Here is an 18,369-nt window from a genome sequence, read left to right on the forward strand (position 1 = left end):
GGGGCGCCAAGATGACAACGGCGAAATTCACCAGGCGCTTTCGCGGAGCCTCGGACGCCACGCCGGAGGAGCCGCAGAAGGAGCGGCCGATCGTGGTCGTGATCGACGACGACCCGAGGATGCGCTCCGCGCTCGCGTTCACGCTGCGGCACGACTACGACGTACGCCTGTACGCGAACGCTCAGGAGGGCATCGCCGGCGTGACGGAGATGACTAGCCTGGTCATCCTGGACATCCGCATGCCGGGGATCGACGGGCTCACCGCCTACCTGAAGATCAAGGCGCTGTACCCGAAGGTGCCCATCATCTTCTACACCGCGTTCCAGGACATCCTCGAGAAGCAAGACCTGCTCTCGACGCACAAGGCGTTCGGCTATTTCGACAAGAACGGCGACGTGTCGGGGCTCAAGGCGGCGGTCGAGAAGGCCGTCCAGCACCACAGCGTGGTCTCCAGCATGGCGAGCGCGCAGAAGCTGGTGCGCGGGCTCATGCCCCCGGACGATCACTGACCCGGGCGGCGTGTCCCGACAGGCCGGGTGATCGACGGCGGCGCGGCCGCGCCTGCTGGAGAGGTCGCCGGCGCGATCGGCGGCGAGCGCCGGCGCGGCGCGCACGATCTCGGCGCGGACGAGCGCACCGCGCCGAGGGCGACAGGACCGTCGCGGAGGAGCTGGCGGGTGTGCCAGTGCGCGGGTCTCCCGCGGCAATCCTCGGGGGCGCCAGTGGCACAGTCACTCAGGCACGAGCGTTGCATTCGCGGCTCGACATGACGGCAATTTACAACTCCCTCATTCCCCTTGCTCTCATGGCCCTTCTCTCGGGGTGCGGCGATGGCGACGCGGAGCGCATCGCGCGGCAACGCGAGACGTGGAACGAAAAGCATGTCGCGAGCTACGTCGTCGAGACGTGCGAGACGGGCTTCTCCGCCGGTTGCCGGCGCGTGGCCGTCGAGGATGGCCAGGTCGTCGCCGCGCGGCGGAAATTCCCCAACAACGACTCGCCTTGGAGCGACATCGACGATCTGACGATCGTGGACGAGCCCATCGCGTGGATGTTCGATCGGGCCGAGGGCACCCCGGACGACTGCGAGCTCTCGCAGCTCTCGTTCGACGCGCAATTCGGGTTCATCCGTGAATATTATGTGTCCTGCGGCGAGGAAGGATCCGGCCAGCGCGTGACGTGCTTCGCTACCGACACCGTCGACCTCGCCGCCTGCGAGTAGGCGTCGGTCGCCCCTCCCGCGCCGGCTGCCCGAGCGTCCTGGCGTTCATCCGCGGGTGCGGGAGCGGGCGATGTGGCTTGGCTCGGTGAGCAGGCCGAGGAGCTCCATCGGCCCGGGGTAGTGCTCAAAATTGAACATGAAGGCGGGAAGGCGGGAAGGAAAGATCAATGATCTTCCCGCCTTCCCGCCTTCATGTGGAACTCTCTCCGGGCAAATGTGAGCACTACCCGGCCCGGGCCCGCCTGGCCCGGATCGCCGCCGAGACGAGCCTGCGCGGCCCAGGGACGAGCTCTGGGGCCGCCGTGCTAGGCTCCTCGTTCATGGCGCAGCTCTCGCGCGCGGACCAGGTAACGGCGCTCGCGCGCCTGATCGCGGCGCTCGACGCCCGGCCGGCGCCGCGCTTCGACGCCTTCGCAGCCCTGTTCCACGGGAAGAGCCTGCGAAAGGGCGAGGTGTTCGTGCGGGCGGGCGACGCGAGCGATTCCGTCGCGCTCGTCAACTCGGGCATCGCCAGGATGTTCTACACGCGGGGCGACGGGAAGGAGTTCAACAAGGCGTTCGTCTCCGCGCCCGACTTCATGTCGGTGCTCGAGGCGCTGATCACGAGGGAGCCCGCCCGGCTGACGATCCAGGCGCTGACCCCGATGCAGCTCTTCGTCGCGCCCTACTCGCGGCTGAGCGAGTTCTGCGAGCGTGACATCTACTGGGAGCGGGTGAGCCGGCGGATCGTCGAGCGCGTGTACGTGAAGAAGGTACGCCGCGAGGCGTCGCTGCTGATGGACACGGCCGCCGATCGCTACCGTGCCTTCGTCGCGGAGCACGGGGCGGTGGCGAGCCGCGTGCCCGACTACCACATCGCCGCGTACCTCGGCATCACGCCCGAAGCCTTGAGTCGCCTGAAGCGCGCCGCGAAGAGGTCCGTCTCTTCTTGACCTAGGTCAAGGCGCGGCCGCTCCCGGTTGGCCATCAGTCCGGGCATGACGATGGAACGAACGACGCGAGACGGCGAGCGGCGAGCGATGGAACCCACGCGCGGGCCGGAGCGCCGCGGCGAGCCGCGGGGCGCGGCCCGAAAGGCGGCGCTGCTGGCGGGGCTAGCGGTCCTGCTCGGCGGCTCGGCGCTGGTCGCGTGCGCCGCGGCGCCGCCGAGGCTCCACCCCGTGTTTCCCGAGCGCCCGGTGGCCGAGAAGCCCAAAGGGAAGATCCTGTTCGTCCTCAGCGCTGCGCGAGAGCAGACGCTCGGCGACAGCTCGAAGCGCGCGACCGGCACCTTCCTCGGAGAGTTCTACGAGCCGTACCTGGCGCTCACCGGCGCGGGGCACGAGGTCGTCTTCGCGACCGACGGAGGAGCCGCCCCGGCGATCGACCCGGAGAGCCTCGACGAGAAGTACTGGGAAGACGGAGCGCAGCGCGCGCGAGCGCAGCGGTTCGTCGAGCGCGCCCCGCAGGTCCGCGCGCCGCTCAGCCTGAAGCAGGCGCGCGCCACGGCCGACGCGTTCGACGGCATCGTCGTTCCCGGCGGACAGGGCGTGATGGTCGACTTGCTCGACAACGCGGACCTGCACGCGCTGCTCGCTCATTTTGCCGCCAAGCACCAGCCCGTGGGGCTGATCTGCCACGCGCCGGCGGTGCTCACCCGCATGAGGCAGCCGAATCCGCTCAGCCGTCGAACGGTGACGTCGGTCTCGTCGTTCGAAGAGCTCTATATCGAGACCTTCGTGATGGGGGCCGAGGCCCAGGTCCGGGCCATCGGCGAGCAGCTCGAGGACCACGGCTACGAGCACGAGGCCGCCTTCCCGGGGAGCGCCCATGCGCTGCGCGATTGCAACCTCGTGACCAGCCAGAATCCCTTCTCCACGGGCCGGTTCAGCGCATTGTACCTCGAGGCCCTGGCCGACTATCGGCGCGGCGCCCGCTGCGCGCGCCGCGAGCGGCCGTGAGCTCGCCCCGTCATGGCCGCCGTCTCGCGCCGCGGCGTCCGGGTGGGGCTAAGGAAGGGTGTCCACGAGGGCAGCCGAGGACGCCCGGAAGCCGGCCACCCGCGCGTCCACCTCGGCCTGCGACAGGAGGACGTCCTTCGCGAAGTAAACCCAGTCGACGTCCTCGGCGTACGTCCGCGGTCCGGTCTCTCCGGCGGCGAGCTCGTCGAACCACAGGTTGAAGTCGAGGTGCTGGTTCGTCTCGGGGACGTAGCTGGCGTCGTGCGTGCAGAGCAGCGCGCCTTCGATGTAGTAACGGATACCGGACTCGTCGATCTGGATGAGGAGCCGCTTCCAGCCCGACTGGTCCCCCGCGACCTGGTTCGACTGCGTATTCTCGAGCGTTGCCGTCTCCCACGAGGTCAACCACAACGTGCTGGTGTTGCCCTGACCCCACCCGCCGTTGGGCATGTACTCGAAATCCTGCTCCGAGTAGTTGGGATCGGTCTCGGGGTCGTTGATCCACGGGCTGATCGTGAAGAACGTCTCGACCAGCTTGTCGGCGAGGTGCCGGGTCCCGGTCAGCGGCGTGTTGCTGAATTTCACCCTGGCGGAGTACGTCCCGAGGCGGAACCTGTCGTCGTTGGACTGGATCTCCGCGTGCGAGGTGCTCGCGCCGGAGCCGCTCGTGGTCGCCTTGAGCCGCAGCAGCCTGTTCGAGGCGAGATCGGGATCCTCGATGAACGACACGTTGGACGAGAGCCATCGTGCGCCGGCGACCCCGGGGGCTCCGTCGGTCGTCCGTACCCACCACCGGCTCGTGAGGTTGTCGTCGGCGATGCCGGTGTAGCTGAAGTCGTCGAAGAGCTCGGCCGACACCGTGACGCCGCCGCCGGAGCCGCCCTGACCGCCAGCGCCGCTGCCGCCCTCGCCGCCGCTCCCTGCGCCAGCGCCGCTGCCGCCCGCGCCGCCGCTCCCTGCGCCAGCGCCGCTGGCGCTGTCCTCGCCAGGGACCGCGGTCTCGCTCGAGCAACCCACCAGCGCGTGCACCGCGAGGAGCGCTGCCCCCGCGGCGTGGACGAGGCGCGCGCCGCGGGGCACCCCCTCCTTCCAAGGATCGATCCTCTGGCCTTCGCAATCCACGTTCATCAAGGCTGTTCCTTCCGGGTCGAGCGTCCCATCGCCGGGACCGAGCGCCGCGCCGCAGCGTTCCCGCAGGTGCTTGCGGAGTGGACCGCGGCGGCCGCCACGATGATGATACCCTTCGCCGGTGACGTAGCCCTCGGCCCCGATCGCCTCGCTGGCGCCGAGCGCCATGCCGCCCGCTGGTCGAGCCCACGCGGACCGGCGGGATCTACGGCAGCAAAGGTTCCGCGCGGCGCGGCTTGCGCGCCCGCCGCGGCGTCGCAAGAACATCGACGATGTCGCGCGCGGCGCTGCTCCCTGCCCGGAAGGGCCCAGGCGATGAAGAGCGGCTCGCGCGGCTCCGCGGCCTCGTGCGGGCGGGCGCCGAGAACCGGCCCGGCGTCTACCAGATGGCCGCCGAGGACGGCGCCGTCCTCTACGTCGGCAAATCGAAGCGGGTGCGCACGAGGCTGCTCGGTTATTTCCGCTGCGAGCCCGAGGAGAAGGGCGCCCGCATCCTCCGCGAGACGAGCCACGTCGCGTGGGAGTACTGCCCGAGCGAGTTCGCCGCGCTCCTCGCCGAGCTCCGGCTCATCCGGCGGCTGTGGCCGCGCTTCAACGTGGCCATGAAGCGCGACCTCAAGCGCTACGCCTTCATCAAGGTCACGCGCGGGCCGGCGCCGAAGCTCCATGTCGTGCGCGGCCCGGCGCGCGATCCGGGCGCGCTCTACTACGGGCCGTTCACGGGCGCGGGCCGCGTCCGCGAGGCCGTGCGCGCGCTCTCCGACGCGCTCGGGCTGCGCGACTGCGCCGAGGACGTGCCGGTGCTCTTCAACGATCAGCAGACGCTCTTCTCGCTCGGGCGCCGCACGCCGGGCTGCATCCGCTACGAGATCAAGCGCTGCCTCGGCCCCTGCGTCGCGGGCTGCTCGTCGCGGGAGTACGGCGATCGCGCGGCGCTCGCCCGCGCCTTCCTCGAGGGCCGGAGCGACGGCCCGATCGGCCGCTTCCGCGACGAGATGGAGGCCTGCCGCGAGCGCGCCGAGTTCGAGCGCGCCGCGGCGCTGCGCGACCGGGTCCAGCGCCTCACGGCCCTGCGCGGCGAGCTGGGGCGGCTCCGCTTCGCCATCGAGTCGCTCTCGTTCCTCTACACCGTCCCCGGCCACGAGGGCGACGATCGGGTCTACCTCGTCCGGCGCGGCAGCGTGCGCGCCGAGGCCCCGGCGCCGCGCTCGGACGACGACCGCCGCGCGCTCGCGCGGCTCACGGCCGACGTCTACGGCCCCCCGGAGCCCGCCGCCGCGCCGGTGCCGCTCAGCGAGATCGACGAGGTGCTGCTGCTGTCGTCGTGGTTCCAGCGCTACCCGGACGAGCTCGCGCGGACGCAGCCGGTCCCGGGGCTCACGGGGTAGCCGCGGCCTCGAAGCGCCACCGCGGCGTCTTCACGCACATGGGGTCGAGCACGCACTTCCACGTCGCCTTGCCGGAGCGATCGCCGATGGGCCACGTGGACCGCGTGGCGCTCGCCCGCGGCGCGCGCGTCCTCGTGCCGGCGCCTTGACGCTCGACCTCCCGCGCCGCTGCGCTGTCTGGCACGGAGGTTGATACCGCCTCTCGCCATGAGCTCCCGACACCGCTGCTCGCCGTCTCCCGTCACCGGGGCGCACGCCGCGGCGGATCACACCTCCCCGCCCGGGCGCGAGCGCCCGCTGTCCGGACGAGGCAGGCCGCGTGCCCTTCGCGCTCGGCTCGATGGAGCCGGCAGGAGGCGCCGTGCGCGCGCGTGATCTCGGCGTCGCGCCCGGGATCTTCGACCCGGGCCCGCTGAACGCGATCACCGACGTGGGCGGCGTGCGCGTCGGCCACGCCACCGTGGTCGAAGGCGACGCGATCCGCACCGGCGTCACCGCCGTCCTCCCGCACGGAGAGAATCTCTATCTCGATCGCGTCCCCGCGGCGATCCACGTGGGCAACGGGTTCGGCAAGCTCGTCGGCGCGACGCAGGTCCGCGAGCTGGGCGAGCTCGAGACTCCCCTCCTCCTCACGAGCACGCTCTCCGTGTTCCGGGCGGCAGACGCCCTCGTCGAATGGATGCTGGAGCAGCCGGGCATGGAGGACGTGCGCTCGCTCAACGCGGTCGTCGGCGAGACCAACGACGGCGTGCTCAACGCGATCCGGCGCCGGCCGATCACCGCCGCGCACGTGCGCGCGGCGCTCGCCTCGGCGCGCGAGGGGCCCGTGCCGGAGGGGTGCGTGGGCGCGGGCACGGGGACGGTCGCGTTCGGATGGAAGGGCGGCATCGGCACCGCCTCGCGGGCGCTGCCGGCGTCGCTCGGCGGCGCGTCCGTCGGCGTGCTCGTCCAGTCGAACTTCGGCGGCGTGCTGCAGGTGATGGGAGCGCCCGTCGGCGAGGAGCTCGGCCAGCACGCCTTCCGCGCGGCGCTCGATCCGGACCAGGGCGGCGGGTCCATCCTCATCGTTGTCGCGACCGACGCGCCGCTGTCGGATCGCAACCTCGGTCGCCTCGCGGCCCGCGCGATCTTCGGCCTGGCGCGCTCGGGCTCCTCCGCCGCCAACGGATCCGGAGACTACGTGGTCGCCTTCTCGACGAGCGCCTCGGTCCGGCGCCCCTCCGGCGCGAGGCGGCTCGTGACGACGGAACTCGCCAACGAGGAGACCTCCGCGCTGTTCCAGGCCGTGATCGAGGCGACCGAAGAGGCCATCTACGACTCGCTCTTCACGGCCGAAACCACCGCGGGAAACGGCCGTACCGTGCAGGCCATTCCGCTGGATCGCGTCCGTGAAGTGCTATCCAGGCACGGCGTCCTGCGGCGAGACGGCCGCCCTCCGCGCGCCTGACGGGGGGCGCCGCAGGCGAGCCGACGCGGCGGCGCGCCGCCTTTTGTCCGTGGCGAAGCGCCACACTTTTGGCAACATCAGGATCCACGTCGGCGCCTCGGGGGCCGCCCCGGCTTTCGAAAATCTCCCTATGCCCCAGAGCTCACGCTACCTCGTGCTGGAGGTCCTGCACACCGGGGCAGATACGATCCTCTACCGAGCCCGGCGCGCGGCGGACGGCCGACCGGTCGTGCTCAAGGTCCTGCGGCGCGACCACGCGAGCCCCCACGCCCTCGGGCGGCTCCACCACGAGCACGAGGTGGCGAGGGGGCTCGATGTGCCCGTCATCGTCAAGGCGCACGCGATCGAGGCGTTCGGCGACCAGGCGGCGCTGGTCCTGGAGGACTTCGGCGGCCGCTCGCTCGACCAGCTCCAGGGCGGGCCGATGCAGCTCGACCGCTTCTTCCCCCTCGCCCTGCGCCTCTCCGCCGCGCTCGCCGAGCTGCACCGGCACCACGTCGTCCACAGGGATATCAAGCCCCAGAACCTGCTTTGCAACCCCGACACCGGGGAGGTGAAGATCACCGATCTCGGGATCGCCTGCCCCTCGCCCCGCGGGCCGGAGGACCTCGCCCACGACGCGCTGATCGCGGGCACGCTCGCGTACATGGCGCCCGAGCAGACCGGCCGGATGAACCGCTCCATCGACGAGCGAACCGACCTGTACTCCCTCGGCGTCACCTTCTACGAGATGCTGACTGGCACCCTGCCCTTCCAGGCGAGCGATCCCGTCGAGTGGGTGTATTGCCACATCGCCCTGACGCCGCCCCCGCCGCACGCGATCGTCCCCTCGATCCCCCCGCAGCTGTCGGCGATCGTGCTCAAGCTCCTCGCGAAGGCCGCCGAGGAGCGCTACCAGAGCGCGCTCGGCCTGCGGCACGACCTCGATCGGTGCTTCGCCGAGCTCCGGTCGCGCGGCGCCGTCGAGGCCTTCCCGCTCGGGCAGCGCGACGCCTCGGACCGGTTCCAGATCCCGGAGCGGCTCTACGGCCGCGAGCGCGAGGTCGAGGCGCTGCTCGCCGTCTTCGAGCGCGTGGTGGCGCAGGGGCGGCCGGAGCTCATGCTCGTGTCGGGCTACTCCGGCGTCGGCAAGTCGTCGCTCGTGGCCGAGCTGCACCGGCCCGTCGCGCGCGAACGGGGCTTCTTCCTCTCCGGCAAGTTCGAGCAGCTCAAGAAGGACGTACCCTACCACGCCTTTCTCCAGGCGTTCCGCGGGCTCGTGCAGGAGATCCTGTGCGTGAGCGAGGAGGAGCTCGAGCGCTGGCGGGAGCGCCTGCGGGAGGCCCTCGGCGCGAGCGGCGGGCTGCTCGCCGGCGTGCTGCCCGAGCTCGAGCTGCTCCTCGGCCCGCAGCCGCCCGCGCCGGAGCTCCCCGCGGTCGAGGCCCGGCACCGGTTCCACGCGGCGCTCCAGCGCTTCGTCGCGGCGTGCGTCCAGAAGGAGCACCCGATGGTGCTCTTCCTCGACGATCTCCAGTGGGCCGACGCCGGGAGCCTCCAGCTGCTCGAGCAGCTCGTCACCTACGCCGAGGCCGAGCACCTGCTGTTGATCGGCGCCTTCCGGGACAACGAGATCGGCCCGGCGCACCCGCTCGCGCTCATGCTGGCCGACGCGCAGCGGCGCGGCACCCTGGTCACCGACATCGTCCTCGCGCCGCTCTCCGCGTCCGACGTCGGCGCGCTCGCCGCCGGCGCGCTCCACGCCCCGGCCGAGCAGGTCGAGCCGCTCGCCCGGCTCGTCCACGAGAAGACCGGCGGCAACCCCTTCTTCGCGATCCAGTTCCTGATGGAGCTGCACCAGGGGAGGCTCATCGCCTTCGACGCCGAGGCGGGCGCCTTTCGCTGGGACATCGCCGCGATCCGCGACAAGGGCTTCAGCGACAACGTCGTCGATCTGATGGTGGGCAAGCTGAAGCGGCTCTCGGCCCCGGCACAGGACGCGCTCAAGCTCGCCGCGTGCCTCGGCAGCAGCCTGACGCTCGACACCCTCGCGGTGGTCGCGAAGCGCCCCGCGGCGGAGCTCTCCGAGGCGCTCTCGGAGGCCGCGCGAGAGGGGCTGCTGCTCCGCCGGAACGGCGCGTACCGGTTCGTCCATGACCGGGTGCAGCAGGCCGCCCAGGCGCTCATCCCGGCGGCGCAGCTCGCCGAGGTGCACCTCTGCATCGGCCGGCTGCTGCTGGAGGGGCGGAGCGCGGCGGAGCGCGAGGAGATGCTCTTCGACATCGTGGGCCACCTCAACCGCGGCGCCGCGCTCATCCGGTCCCCGGCAGAGCGGGCCGAGCTCGCCGCGCTGAACCTGCGCGCCGGCAGGAGGGCCAAGGCGGCGGCGGCCCACGAGACCGCCGCCTCCCTCTTCGCCGCGGGCGCGGCGCTCCTCCCCGACGAGCGCTGGGAGACGCAGTACGAGCTCGCCTACGACCTCGGCCTGGAGCGCGCGCACGCCGCGTACGTCACCGGCAGCTTCGACGAGGCCGAGCGGCTGCTCGCGGAGCTCACCGAGCGCGCGAGGAGCAGGGCCGAACGGGCCGCGGTCGTCGAGCTCGCCGTCGCGCTGAACGCCACCCGCGGGCGACCCGCGCGCGCCGTGGAGCTCGGGCTCTCGTGCCTCCGCGCCTGGGACATCGAGGTGTCGCTCCCCGTCACGGACGCGCAGGCCGAAGAGGAGACCGAGGCTGTCTGGAAGCTCCTGGGCGACCGGCCCATCGAGGGCCTGCTCGATCTGCCCCCCATGACGCACCCGGAGATCAAGGTCGCGATGGGCGTCCTCCGGGGCGTCATCATCCCTGCCTTCTTCGTCGACCAGAACCTGCACTATCTGCTCGTCGTCCGCATGGTCAAGCTCAGCCTCCGCCACGGCAACGCGGAGACCTCCGCCCACGCGTATGCCGCCTTCGCGAGGGTGCTCGCCCCGAGGTTCGGGAGATACAGAGAGGCGTATCTGTTCGGCCAGGTCGCCTACGACCTGGCGGACAGGAGCCCCGTCCTCGCCACGAAGGCCCCGGTGTTCACGCTGCTCGGGCAGCAGGTGGTCTTCTGGACCCGCCACTACCGGGAGACCTCCTCGTATACCCGCCTCGGCTTCAACGCCGCGGTGGAGTGCGGCGACTGGAACAACGCCTGTTACAACTGCATCTGGGCATCGGCGTTCCCGCTCCTCTGCGGCGAGCCGCTGGAGGACGTCCTCCATCAGACCGAGGATCGCCTCGCCTTCGTGCGCAAGGCCGGCTACTCGTTCGTTCACGGCGTCCTGCTCGGCCTCCGGCACGTCATCCAGACGCTGCGCGGGCGGCCGGTCGATTTTCCGATGCTGGACGGGTCCAAGCTCGACCCGGCGGGCTTCGAGGACTGGCTCCTCTCAGGGGCCGCGGGCAGCGCGCACAGCATCTACTTCAGCCTGAAGGCGCAGACGCTGTTCGTCCTCGGCGCTCCGGGCGAGGCGCTCGCGGCGTCGTCCCGCCTGGTCGTCGATTACGACTGGAGGAACGACGCGCACGCGCTCGTCGTCGAGAGCTTCTATTACCACGCGCTCGCGCTCGCCGCGGTCTCGGACGAGGCGCCGCCGCCCGAGGAGCTCCCCCGAGCGCTCCTCGATTGCGAGCGGCAGCTCGCCGTGTGGGCAGAGAGCTGTCCCCCGAACTTCCTCCACAAGCACGCGCTGGTCTGCGCCGAGATCGCCCGGCTCCGCGGGCAGGAGGGGGAGGCCATCCGGCGCTACGAGCAGGCCGCCTCGTCGGCGCGGGAGCACGGCTTCGTCCAGCACGAGGCCATCGCCTGCGAGCTCGCCGCCGGGTTCTACCGCGCGCGCGGCCTGTCCACGCCCGCCGACGCTTACCTGCAAAAGGCCCGCGCCGCCTACTTCCGCTGGGGCGCCCACGCCAAGGTGGAGCAGCTCGACCAGCGCTATCCCTTCCTCGTCGAGCGCAAGCCGATCGCGCCCACGGTCACCTTCGCCGTGCGGGCCGAGCAGTTCGACGTCCTGTCGGTGGTCAAGGCCGCGCAGAGCATCTCCGGGGAGCTCAAGCTCCCGCGCTTGCTCGAGATGCTGCTGCGCATCGTGGTCGAGCACGCGGGCGCCGAGGAGGGCTATGTGCTCCTGGTCCGGGAAGATCGTCTGTCGACCGCGGCGGCGCTCGCGGCGTCCGGCGGCGCGGCGCGGCTGCTCGACGCCGGCGAGGCGGCGGCGCTGCCGCGGTCCATCCTCAACTACGTTCGTCGCAGCCACGAGCGCGTGCTCCTCGACGACGCCGCCGCCAGGCACCCGTTCTCGGAGGACGCCTATTTCACCCGGAAGCAGCCGAGATCGGTGCTGTGCCTCCCCATCGTGCGGCAGGCCCGCTTGCTCGGCCTGCTGTACCTGGAGAACAAGCTCGTCGCCGGGGCGTTCACCCCAGCGCGGCTCAGCGTGCTCGAGCTGCTCTCCTCGCAGTCGGCCATCTCGCTGGAGAACGCCATGCTCTATTCCCAGGTCGAGCAGGAGAACGCCGAGCGCCGGCGGGCGGAGCAGGCGCTCCAGGCGAACCAGGCCACCCTCCAGGCGATCGTCGACAACTCGGCCGCGGCCGTCTACCTGAAGGACCGCGAGGGCCGGTACCTGCTCGCCAACCGGCAGGCGGGCAAAGTCGTGAGCCTGACGAGCCGTGAGATCCTCGGAAAGACCGACGCCGAGCTCTTTCCCGGGCCGACCATCGGGACCCTCCAGAACAACGACCGGCGCGTGCTCGACGCGGGCGAGCCGCTGGAGATCGAGGAGGAGGTGCTGCTGGAGGACGGGCCGCACACCTTCCTGTCGGTCAAGTTCCCGCTCGGCGAGGGGGTCATGTCGGGCGTGCTGTGCGGCATCTCCACCGACATCACCGAGCGCAAGCGGGCCGAGCGGGCCGAGCGCTTCCTGGCCGAGGCGAGCCGCAGGCTGATGGCCCTCGGCTACAGCGCGACCCTCGAGAGCGTGGCGCAGCTCGCGGTGCCCGAGCTGGCCGACTGGTGCGTCGTCGACATGCGCCTCGATCCCGGCGCCCCGGGGCACACGGCCATCGCAGGCGTGCCCGCCGAGCTGGTCGACGCCGTGAAGGACGCGGTGCGGCCCCTCACGACGGCGTCGCCGGCCCGGCCCGAGGTGGGCGACACGGGCGCCGCGCCGCTCCTCGGGCAGCTCGGCGTTCACGCCTTCATCCGGGTTCCGCTCCTCGCGCGCGACCGCTGCTTCGGCGTCATGCTCCTGCTGCTGACGGGGCCTCAGCGCCGTTACGACCCAGCCGACCTGTGGCTGGCCGGGGAGCTCGGGGCCCGCGCGGCGCTGGCGCTCGACAACGCCCGTCTGTTCGCCGAGGCCCAGCAGGCGATCGAGCGGCGGGACGAGTTCCTCCTCGTCGCTTCGCACGAGCTCAAGACCCCGCTGACATCGCTGAAGATGCAGGCGCACCTCATCGAGCGGCTGCTGCGCCGCTACCAGCGCTCCGAGCTCGCCCCGGAGCGGCTCGACGCGGCGCTGCAGGTCTTGAATCGGCAGATTGCGCGGCTCGCGCACCTCGTCAACGAGCTGCTCGACGTGACGCGGCTGAGCGCCGGGCGGCTGGCGCTCGCGCGCGCGCCGGTCGATCTGGCGGCCCTGGTGTGCGAGATCGTCGAGCGGATGAGCCAGCAGCTCGCCGACGCCCGCTGCGGCGTCCAGCTCGATCTGGACGCGCCCGTGATCGGGCGCTGGGATCCGTCTCGCATGGAGCAGGTCCTCATCAACCTCCTGTCGAACGCGATGAAATATGGCGCCGGCGGCCCCATTCACGTCGCCGTGTGCGGCCAGCCCGATCGGGCGCTGCTCGTGGTCCGCGATCACGGCATGGGCATCGCGGAGGCGGATCAGGCGAGGATCTTCGAGCGCTTCGAGCGCGCGGTGTCGGTCCGGAACTTCGGCGGCCTCGGCCTCGGGCTCTACATCGTCCGATGGATCGTGACCGCGCATGGCGGCACCATCCGCGTGGAGAGCGAGCCGGGCGCCGGCGCCACGTTCATCGTGGAGCTCCCCTTGCACGCGGCCGAGGCGGAGACCGACACGGACGGCCAGGGCGCCGCGCGCCCGCCGTCGTGATGCGTTGGGTAGGTCAGACGTCTTCTGACGGCCCGTGTCCGTCGTCTGGCGCTCCGGCTCCGTCGCCGCGCCTCACGCCGGGGGCGCGGAGAGCGCCTCGACCAGCGCGTCGCCGAGGTGAGCGGCGTCGTTCCAGACGACGACGCGATAGCCGCTCTTCGGATCGTGCTCGATCAGGGAGACGCCCGTGTTCGCCGGCACCTGGAGCGCCTTCAACCCGCTTCCGTCCATCTGGAGCATCCGCCCGACCGCGGTCTTGATGGCCGCGCCGTGGGAGACGACCCCGACCGCCTCGCCGGCGTGCCGCTCCGCGATCCGGTCGAGCGCGCGCATCATGCGATCGCCGAGCTCGGCGTACGTCTCGCCGCCCCCGCGCCGGACATCGACGCCGCTCCGCCATGCGGCCCACTCCTCCGGGAAGCGCGCCTGCACCTCGCCGCGGCTGAGCCCTTGCCAGGCGCCGAGGCTCACCTCCCGCAGCGCAGGGTCCGCGACGACCTGGAGGCCCAGCGCCGAGGCGAGGCGCGCCGCCGTCTCCTCGGCGCGCTCGAGGTCGGAGCAGTAGACCGCCGCGAGCCGGAGCCGCGCGCCGGCGAACCGCTCCGCGAGCCGCGCGGCCTGCTCGCGCCCCCGCGCGTTGAGCCCGCGCCCCGCCTGTCCCTGGAACACCTGCGCGCGGTTGTCGTCGGTCTCCCCGTGCCGGATGAGCATCAGCTTCGTGGTGGCGTTCACGATGGGCCGCACTGTAGCAGGGCGCGCGACGCGACGGGACCACGCCGCGCCACCTCGCGGCCTATGGCGCCTCGCACCCCGGGTGCTGGAGCAGCCTCCGGTCGAACGTCAGCAACGTCGCGCTGCCTTCCGCCTGCGCGAGCGACCAGATCAGATAATCGACGAAATCGGCGGAGCCCTTCGCATAGCTCTCGAGCGCAACGAGCGCCTCTCCTCGCTGGGGCACGAAGAAAGGAGGGGTGTTCAACACGCCGCGAAGGGCGTCGGCGATCTGCGACCGGTTATAGGCGTAGGCGCTGCTCAGGACCGACGCCGTCTCCGCCAGGACGACCGCGCTCACGACGACGCTGCCGCCGTCTGCTCGGATCTTGCGGAGCCGCGCGAGCGCCGCCTTCTGCTGGCGCGGGTCGTCCCCGACCAGCACCCGGACGATGACGTTCGTGTCAGCGGCGAACACGGCGCTTCTCCTTGAAGCGTTCTGCCACCGCCCGGTCCATCTCCTCCACCGTCAGCGCCCGCTCCGGCCGCGGGAGAATCTTCGCGAGGTCATCCAAGCTTTGCCCGGTCTTCCGGATCGTGATGGCGCCCGTGTCGGTGACCGTCCACTCGATCTGCTCGCCCGCCTGGAGGCCGATGCTCCGGCGGATCGTCTCCGGGATTGTGGTCTGCCCCTTGCTGGTGATCCTCGAAACCGCGATCTTCGACACGGCTCGCCTCCTTACGGTGGGTAAGGATATCGGCGCAGCCCCATGGTCAAGCTCGGCACAGCCTTGGCTGCGATCCTGGCTGCACCGCCACGCGACGCACGGCGGCGCGGCGCACCGGCGTGCCTTTCTGCCACGCCCAGGCCCGCGCCGGGCCGTCGCGCCACAGCGCGCGGAGGCCGGTTTGTAAGACGTCCTCACTTACCCGCCAGCCGCCCAACAGGTACGCGGCGTGCTTCGGCCCTCGTCCGGAATGAGGTCATCCAGCGAGGGTTCCAGGCGGAGGGCGCTCCCGACGCATCCGGAGCCTCTCTTGCGGAAAGGGTCGCTCGCATGAAACGGCAATTTGCGCCTTGGCTCATCCTGTTGCTCGTCGCGGCGTGCGGCGAGGAAGGCGGCGTTCAGCCCGCCGACGTCCAGGCCGGCTCCGGGGGGAGCGGCGGCGCGCCGCCGGATCAGGGCGCGCAGGCAGGAGGGGGCGGCCAGGGCGCAGACGGCGGCAGCGGCGGCGAAGGCGGCAGCGGCGGCGAAGGCGGCAGCGGCGGCGAAGGCGGCAGCGAGGACGGCAGCGGGGGGTACAGCCCGGAGAACGACAACACCTTCCGGCCCGAGGAGCGGCCGTTCTCCGACGAGCTGCTCGAGCAGCTCAAGACGAAGCCGGGGTTCACCATCAGCGTGTTCGCCAGAGGGGCCGACAATGCGCGCATGATGGAGCTCGCCCCCGGCGGCGGAGTGTACGTCACGCGGCCGACGACCGGGGACGTGCTGCTCCTGCGCGACACCGACGGCAACGGGGCAGCGGACGAGTCGACGAAGGTGTTCACGGGGGGTCCGGGCTTCGAGACCCTGCACGGCATCGCGCTCGACGCCGAGGGCGACACCATGTACCTGGCGACGGCGACGAGCCTTTACTCCGCACGCATCGACGGCGACGGCCGCCTCGGCGACGCGTTGACCTTGATCACCGATCTGCCCGACGGCGGCCAGCACGGCAAGCGCACGATGCGCCTCACCCCCGACGGGACATCCCTTCTGTTCTCGGTGGGCAGCAGCTGCAATGCGTGCGCCGAGACGAACCCCGAGCACGCCGCCCTGCTGCTCATCGACCCATCGCTGGGCCCCCAGACGCAGCAGGACCGCACCGTCTTCGCCAAGGGCCTTCGCAACACCATCGGCTTCGACTGGTACCCGGGGACCGACGAGCTCTGGGGCATGGATCACGGCAGCGACCAGCGCGGCAACGTCGTGCCTCCCGAGGAGCTCAACCGGCTCGTCGAGGGCAACAACTATGGCTGGCCTTACGCGTACTCGAGCGGCCCCGGCGAGCGGGGGATCGATCCGATCATGGACGACCCGCCCGGCACGACGAAAGAGGAATACGCCGCCGCCACCGATCCCGCGGTGCTCATCTACGACGCGCACAGCGCGCCCATCGATTTCCGCTTCTACACGGGCGACCAGTTCCCGGCCGAGTACAAGAACGACGCCTTCGTCGCGATGCGCGGCTCGTGGAACCGTTACCCGCCGGTGGGCTACAAGGTGGTGCGCGTCCTCTTCGACGACGCGACCCACACGCCGACGGGCTTCGAGGATTTCATCACCGGATGGCTGATCGAGGACGGCCGCGCCACCTTCGGCCGCCCCGCCGGGCTCCTCCAGATGCCGGACGGGTCTCTCCTCGTGAGCGACGACACGAGCGGCATCATCTACCGCGTCTCGTACACCGGCCAGTGACGCAAGGCGCCTGCGCAGGGAGCCTGTCGCTCTGGCCCTGGGAAGCCTCCTCGAACGCGAGCTTCGCGGGGAGGCGCGCGCTCGGAAACAGCAGGAAAGCGAGGACCGGCGAGAGCGCCGCCAGGACGGCCGCCAGGCTGAAGTGCGCCGGATAGCCGAGGCGCCCCGCGGAGAAGCCGCTCGCCGCCGAGGCGACCCCCGTGGCGATCACCATCGCGCTCGCCTGGAGCGTGTAATCCGTGGCGGCGCTCTCCCGAGCGGTCCAGTCCATCATGCACGTGAAGAGCGCCGCGGTGGCCATCCCCCCGGCGAAGTGCTCGAACGCGCAGAGCGCCGCCAGCAGCGGCCCCCCTGCCTCGGCCCGGGCGGCGTACGCGTACCCGAGCACGCTCGCCGCCTGGAGGACGGCGAAGCCGACGAGCGACGAGCGCCGCCCGAGCCGCAGCACCAGCGCCCCGCCGGCCAGCGCGCCGAGCAGCCCCGCGACGAACCCCACCGTCCCAAGGAGCCACCCGATGTCCGCGAGGGAGAGGCCGAGATCGGTGAGGAACGGCCGCAGCATGCCCACCGCGAAGGCGTCGCCGAGCTTGTACACGACGATGAGCGCGAGCACCTGCCGGGCGTGAGGGCGCTTCCAGAACGAGGTGGCGATGGCGGCGACCGAGGAGGAGCGAGCGCCCTCGCGCCCACACCCCGCCTCGCGGGCGAGCAGCGTGGGAATGCTCAGGAGGGCGATGGACAGCGCCATGAGCGCGAAGGTGAGCCCCCAGCCCAGCCGGTCGAAGAGGACGAGCAGCGCCCCGCCGCCCACGATCATCCCGGCACGATAACCGGCCACCTGGATGCCGTTGGCCAGGCCTCGCTCGCCCGGCGCCAACAGGTCCACCGCCAGGCCGTCCGTGGCGATGTCCTGGGTCGCGGAGAGCAGATTGACGATCAGCACCGCCGCGAGCACCGGCGAGAGCCCCTCGCCCGGGTCCCGCAGCGCGAGGAGCCCGAGCGCCGCGATCGTGAGCCCTTGCAAGGGGAGGATCCACGAGCGACGGCGCCCGAGCCGGGGGAAGAAGAAGCGATCGACGAGCGGCGCCCAGAGGAACTTGAGCGCCCACGGGAGCGCGAGCAGGGAGGCGAGCCCGATGCCCTCGAGCGAGATCCCCTGCTTGCGCAGGAGGACCGGGAGCGCCTGGGTGAAGAAGCCGAACGGGAGCCCCTGGCACATATAAAGCGACGCCAAGAGCCCGAGGCGCCGCCAGGACAGGTGGGGAGAGCGCATCAGCGGCTCGCTTTCCTGGAGGCGGAAGAGAGGCCGAGGAGCCCCGACGCCATCGCCCACGTCGCGCCGGCGGCCGAGCCCGGGGGGATGAGATCGCGCGCCGTGGCCGCGAGCACGAAGTACCCCTGGATGGCGGCCACGATCGCCGCGGCCGCGGCGTCCACGTCGCCCCGCGCGCAGGAGAACACCCGCTCCTGCGCGCCGCGCCGCACGATCGCGGCGAGCTTCTTCACCGCGCTCTCGAGCGCGCCCGCGAACGCCTTCCGCACATCGGCGTCGCGGAGCGCCTCGCCGCTCACGCAGATCCAGCAGGCGAGCGCCCGCGGGTCGGCCCCCTCGCCCACCCGCAGGTGAGCGTCGATGAACGCGCGGAGCTCGGCCTCCGGATCGCCCGCCGCGGCGGCGAGCCGCCGCTCGATCCGGCCTTCATGGTCCCGCGCGAGCAGCTCGACGGCGGCGAGCAGGATCTCCCGCTTGCTCTCGAAGTGGTAGTGGACCAGCCCCGGCGCGATGTGGGCCGCCGCGGCGACGGCCCCGATGGACGCTCCCTCGTAGCCGCGCTCCGCCATGACCTCCAGGAGAGCGCGCGCGATCTGGGCTCGACGTTCCGCGGTGTTCGAGGGGCGAGGCATCCTGACGCTCCTGCGCTGGCTGGCGCCGGTTTATTGGTTGGTCGTACAACC

Annotated in this window: 15 protein-coding genes; 8 read left to right on the plus strand and 7 right to left on the minus strand. The window is 71.7% G+C overall.

All coding sequences use genetic code 11. From position 1 onward, the window contains the following. The first annotated feature begins 11 nt into the window (after window positions 1-11). The 4 genes from WMF20_RS32245 to WMF20_RS32260 all read left to right on the plus strand — a co-directional run bounded on the left by WMF20_RS32245 (window position 12) and on the right by WMF20_RS32260 (window position 3,162). Window positions 12-509, plus strand: a complete 498-nt coding sequence (locus tag WMF20_RS32245; RefSeq protein ID WP_129577960.1) for a response regulator — start codon at window positions 12-14, stop codon at window positions 507-509. 257 nt (window positions 510-766) lie between these two features. Continuing rightward, window positions 767-1,222 carry a hypothetical protein gene (locus WMF20_RS32250; protein ID WP_437605697.1) on the plus strand — a complete coding sequence of 152 codons (456 nt, stop codon included), beginning with the start codon at window positions 767-769 and terminating at the stop codon, window positions 1,220-1,222. A 320-nt stretch (window positions 1,223-1,542) separates the two neighbouring features. Beyond that, complete coding sequence (locus WMF20_RS32255) at window positions 1,543-2,154, plus strand: Crp/Fnr family transcriptional regulator (protein ID WP_437605698.1); 612 nt, start codon at window positions 1,543-1,545, stop codon at window positions 2,152-2,154. Window positions 2,155-2,241: 87 nt separating this feature from the next. Continuing rightward, on the plus strand, window positions 2,242-3,162 hold the full coding sequence (locus WMF20_RS32260; RefSeq protein ID WP_437605699.1) for a type 1 glutamine amidotransferase domain-containing protein: 921 nt from the start codon (window positions 2,242-2,244) through the stop codon (window positions 3,160-3,162). Window positions 3,163-3,210: 48 nt separating this feature from the next. Here the strand turns inward: WMF20_RS32260 and WMF20_RS32265 are convergent, their stop codons facing one another. Then, window positions 3,211-4,458 carry a glycoside hydrolase family 16 protein gene (locus tag WMF20_RS32265; protein WP_437605700.1) on the minus strand — a complete coding sequence of 416 codons (1,248 nt, stop codon included), beginning with the start codon at window positions 4,456-4,458 and terminating at the stop codon, window positions 3,211-3,213. A gap of 104 nt (window positions 4,459-4,562) precedes the next feature. On the opposite strand from WMF20_RS32265, the gene WMF20_RS32270 reads away from it, so the two are divergent. Beyond that, a complete protein-coding gene (locus WMF20_RS32270; RefSeq protein ID WP_437605701.1) occupies window positions 4,563-5,678 on the plus strand; it encodes a GIY-YIG nuclease family protein in 1,116 nt (371 codons plus the stop codon). Here WMF20_RS32270 and WMF20_RS32275 read toward each other — a convergent pair. Further along, window positions 5,668-5,862, minus strand: a complete 195-nt coding sequence (locus tag WMF20_RS32275; protein WP_437605702.1) for a hypothetical protein — start codon at window positions 5,860-5,862, stop codon at window positions 5,668-5,670. The genes WMF20_RS32270 and WMF20_RS32275 overlap by 11 nt on opposite strands. A gap of 156 nt (window positions 5,863-6,018) precedes the next feature. Between WMF20_RS32275 and WMF20_RS32280 the strand changes: the two genes are divergently transcribed. Both WMF20_RS32280 and WMF20_RS32285 read left to right on the plus strand, forming a co-directional pair. Further along, a complete protein-coding gene (locus WMF20_RS32280) occupies window positions 6,019-7,125 on the plus strand; it encodes a P1 family peptidase (RefSeq protein ID WP_437617195.1) in 1,107 nt (368 codons plus the stop codon). A gap of 130 nt (window positions 7,126-7,255) precedes the next feature. Continuing rightward, window positions 7,256-13,243, plus strand: a complete 5,988-nt coding sequence (locus WMF20_RS32285) for an AAA family ATPase (RefSeq protein WP_437605703.1) — start codon at window positions 7,256-7,258, stop codon at window positions 13,241-13,243. A gap of 72 nt (window positions 13,244-13,315) precedes the next feature. Here the strand turns inward: WMF20_RS32285 and WMF20_RS32290 are convergent, their stop codons facing one another. The 3 genes from WMF20_RS32290 to WMF20_RS32300 all read right to left on the minus strand — a co-directional run bounded on the left by WMF20_RS32290 (window position 13,316) and on the right by WMF20_RS32300 (window position 14,682). Continuing rightward, window positions 13,316-13,975: a histidine phosphatase family protein gene (locus tag WMF20_RS32290; protein ID WP_437605704.1), complete on the minus strand. Its 660-nt coding sequence runs from the start codon at window positions 13,973-13,975 to the stop codon at window positions 13,316-13,318. Between the two features lie 61 nt (window positions 13,976-14,036). Further along, a complete protein-coding gene (locus tag WMF20_RS32295; protein WP_437605705.1) occupies window positions 14,037-14,432 on the minus strand; it encodes a PIN domain-containing protein in 396 nt (131 codons plus the stop codon). Further along, a complete protein-coding gene (locus WMF20_RS32300; RefSeq protein ID WP_437605706.1) occupies window positions 14,419-14,682 on the minus strand; it encodes an AbrB/MazE/SpoVT family DNA-binding domain-containing protein in 264 nt (87 codons plus the stop codon). Before WMF20_RS32300 ends, WMF20_RS32295 begins: the two co-directional genes overlap by 14 nt. 330 nt (window positions 14,683-15,012) lie before the next feature. Here WMF20_RS32300 and WMF20_RS32305 point away from each other — a divergent pair, with 330 nt between their 5' ends. Beyond that, complete coding sequence (locus WMF20_RS32305; protein ID WP_437605707.1) at window positions 15,013-16,413, plus strand: PQQ-dependent sugar dehydrogenase; 1,401 nt, start codon at window positions 15,013-15,015, stop codon at window positions 16,411-16,413. Here WMF20_RS32305 and WMF20_RS32310 read toward each other — a convergent pair. Together WMF20_RS32310 and WMF20_RS32315 are read right to left on the minus strand one after the other, a co-directional pair. After that, entirely contained in the window at window positions 16,382-17,686 is a 1,305-nt protein-coding gene (locus tag WMF20_RS32310) for an MFS transporter (RefSeq protein ID WP_437605708.1), read from the minus strand. The genes WMF20_RS32305 and WMF20_RS32310 overlap by 32 nt on opposite strands. Next, window positions 17,686-18,318 (minus strand): TetR/AcrR family transcriptional regulator, encoded by a 633-nt coding sequence (locus WMF20_RS32315; RefSeq protein WP_129577972.1) that lies wholly within the window; start codon window positions 18,316-18,318, stop codon window positions 17,686-17,688. The genes WMF20_RS32310 and WMF20_RS32315 overlap by 1 nt, the downstream gene beginning before the upstream one ends. Window positions 18,319-18,369: the final 51 nt, after the last annotated feature.

Source organism: Sorangium sp. So ce834, assembly GCF_051521425.1.
Lineage (GTDB): Bacteria > Myxococcota_A > Polyangia > Polyangiales > Polyangiaceae > Sorangium > Sorangium cellulosum_D.

Coding starts and splice junctions, on each gene's coding strand:
- WMF20_RS32245 (WP_129577960.1), top strand. CDS start 12: ATGACAACGGCGAAATTCACCAGGCGCTTTCGCGGAGCCTCGGACGCC.
- WMF20_RS32250 (WP_437605697.1), top strand. CDS start 767: ATGACGGCAATTTACAACTCCCTCATTCCCCTTGCTCTCATGGCCCTT.
- WMF20_RS32255 (WP_437605698.1), top strand. CDS start 1,543: ATGGCGCAGCTCTCGCGCGCGGACCAGGTAACGGCGCTCGCGCGCCTG.
- WMF20_RS32260 (WP_437605699.1), top strand. CDS start 2,242: ATGGAACCCACGCGCGGGCCGGAGCGCCGCGGCGAGCCGCGGGGCGCG.
- WMF20_RS32265 (WP_437605700.1), bottom strand. CDS start 4,458: ATGGCGCTCGGCGCCAGCGAGGCGATCGGGGCCGAGGGCTACGTCACC.
- WMF20_RS32270 (WP_437605701.1), top strand. CDS start 4,563: ATGTCGCGCGCGGCGCTGCTCCCTGCCCGGAAGGGCCCAGGCGATGAA.
- WMF20_RS32280 (WP_437617195.1), top strand. CDS start 6,019: ATGGAGCCGGCAGGAGGCGCCGTGCGCGCGCGTGATCTCGGCGTCGCG.
- WMF20_RS32285 (WP_437605703.1), top strand. CDS start 7,256: ATGCCCCAGAGCTCACGCTACCTCGTGCTGGAGGTCCTGCACACCGGG.
- WMF20_RS32305 (WP_437605707.1), top strand. CDS start 15,013: ATGAAACGGCAATTTGCGCCTTGGCTCATCCTGTTGCTCGTCGCGGCG.
- WMF20_RS32310 (WP_437605708.1), bottom strand. CDS start 17,686: ATGCGCTCTCCCCACCTGTCCTGGCGGCGCCTCGGGCTCTTGGCGTCG.
- WMF20_RS32315 (WP_129577972.1), bottom strand. CDS start 18,318: ATGCCTCGCCCCTCGAACACCGCGGAACGTCGAGCCCAGATCGCGCGC.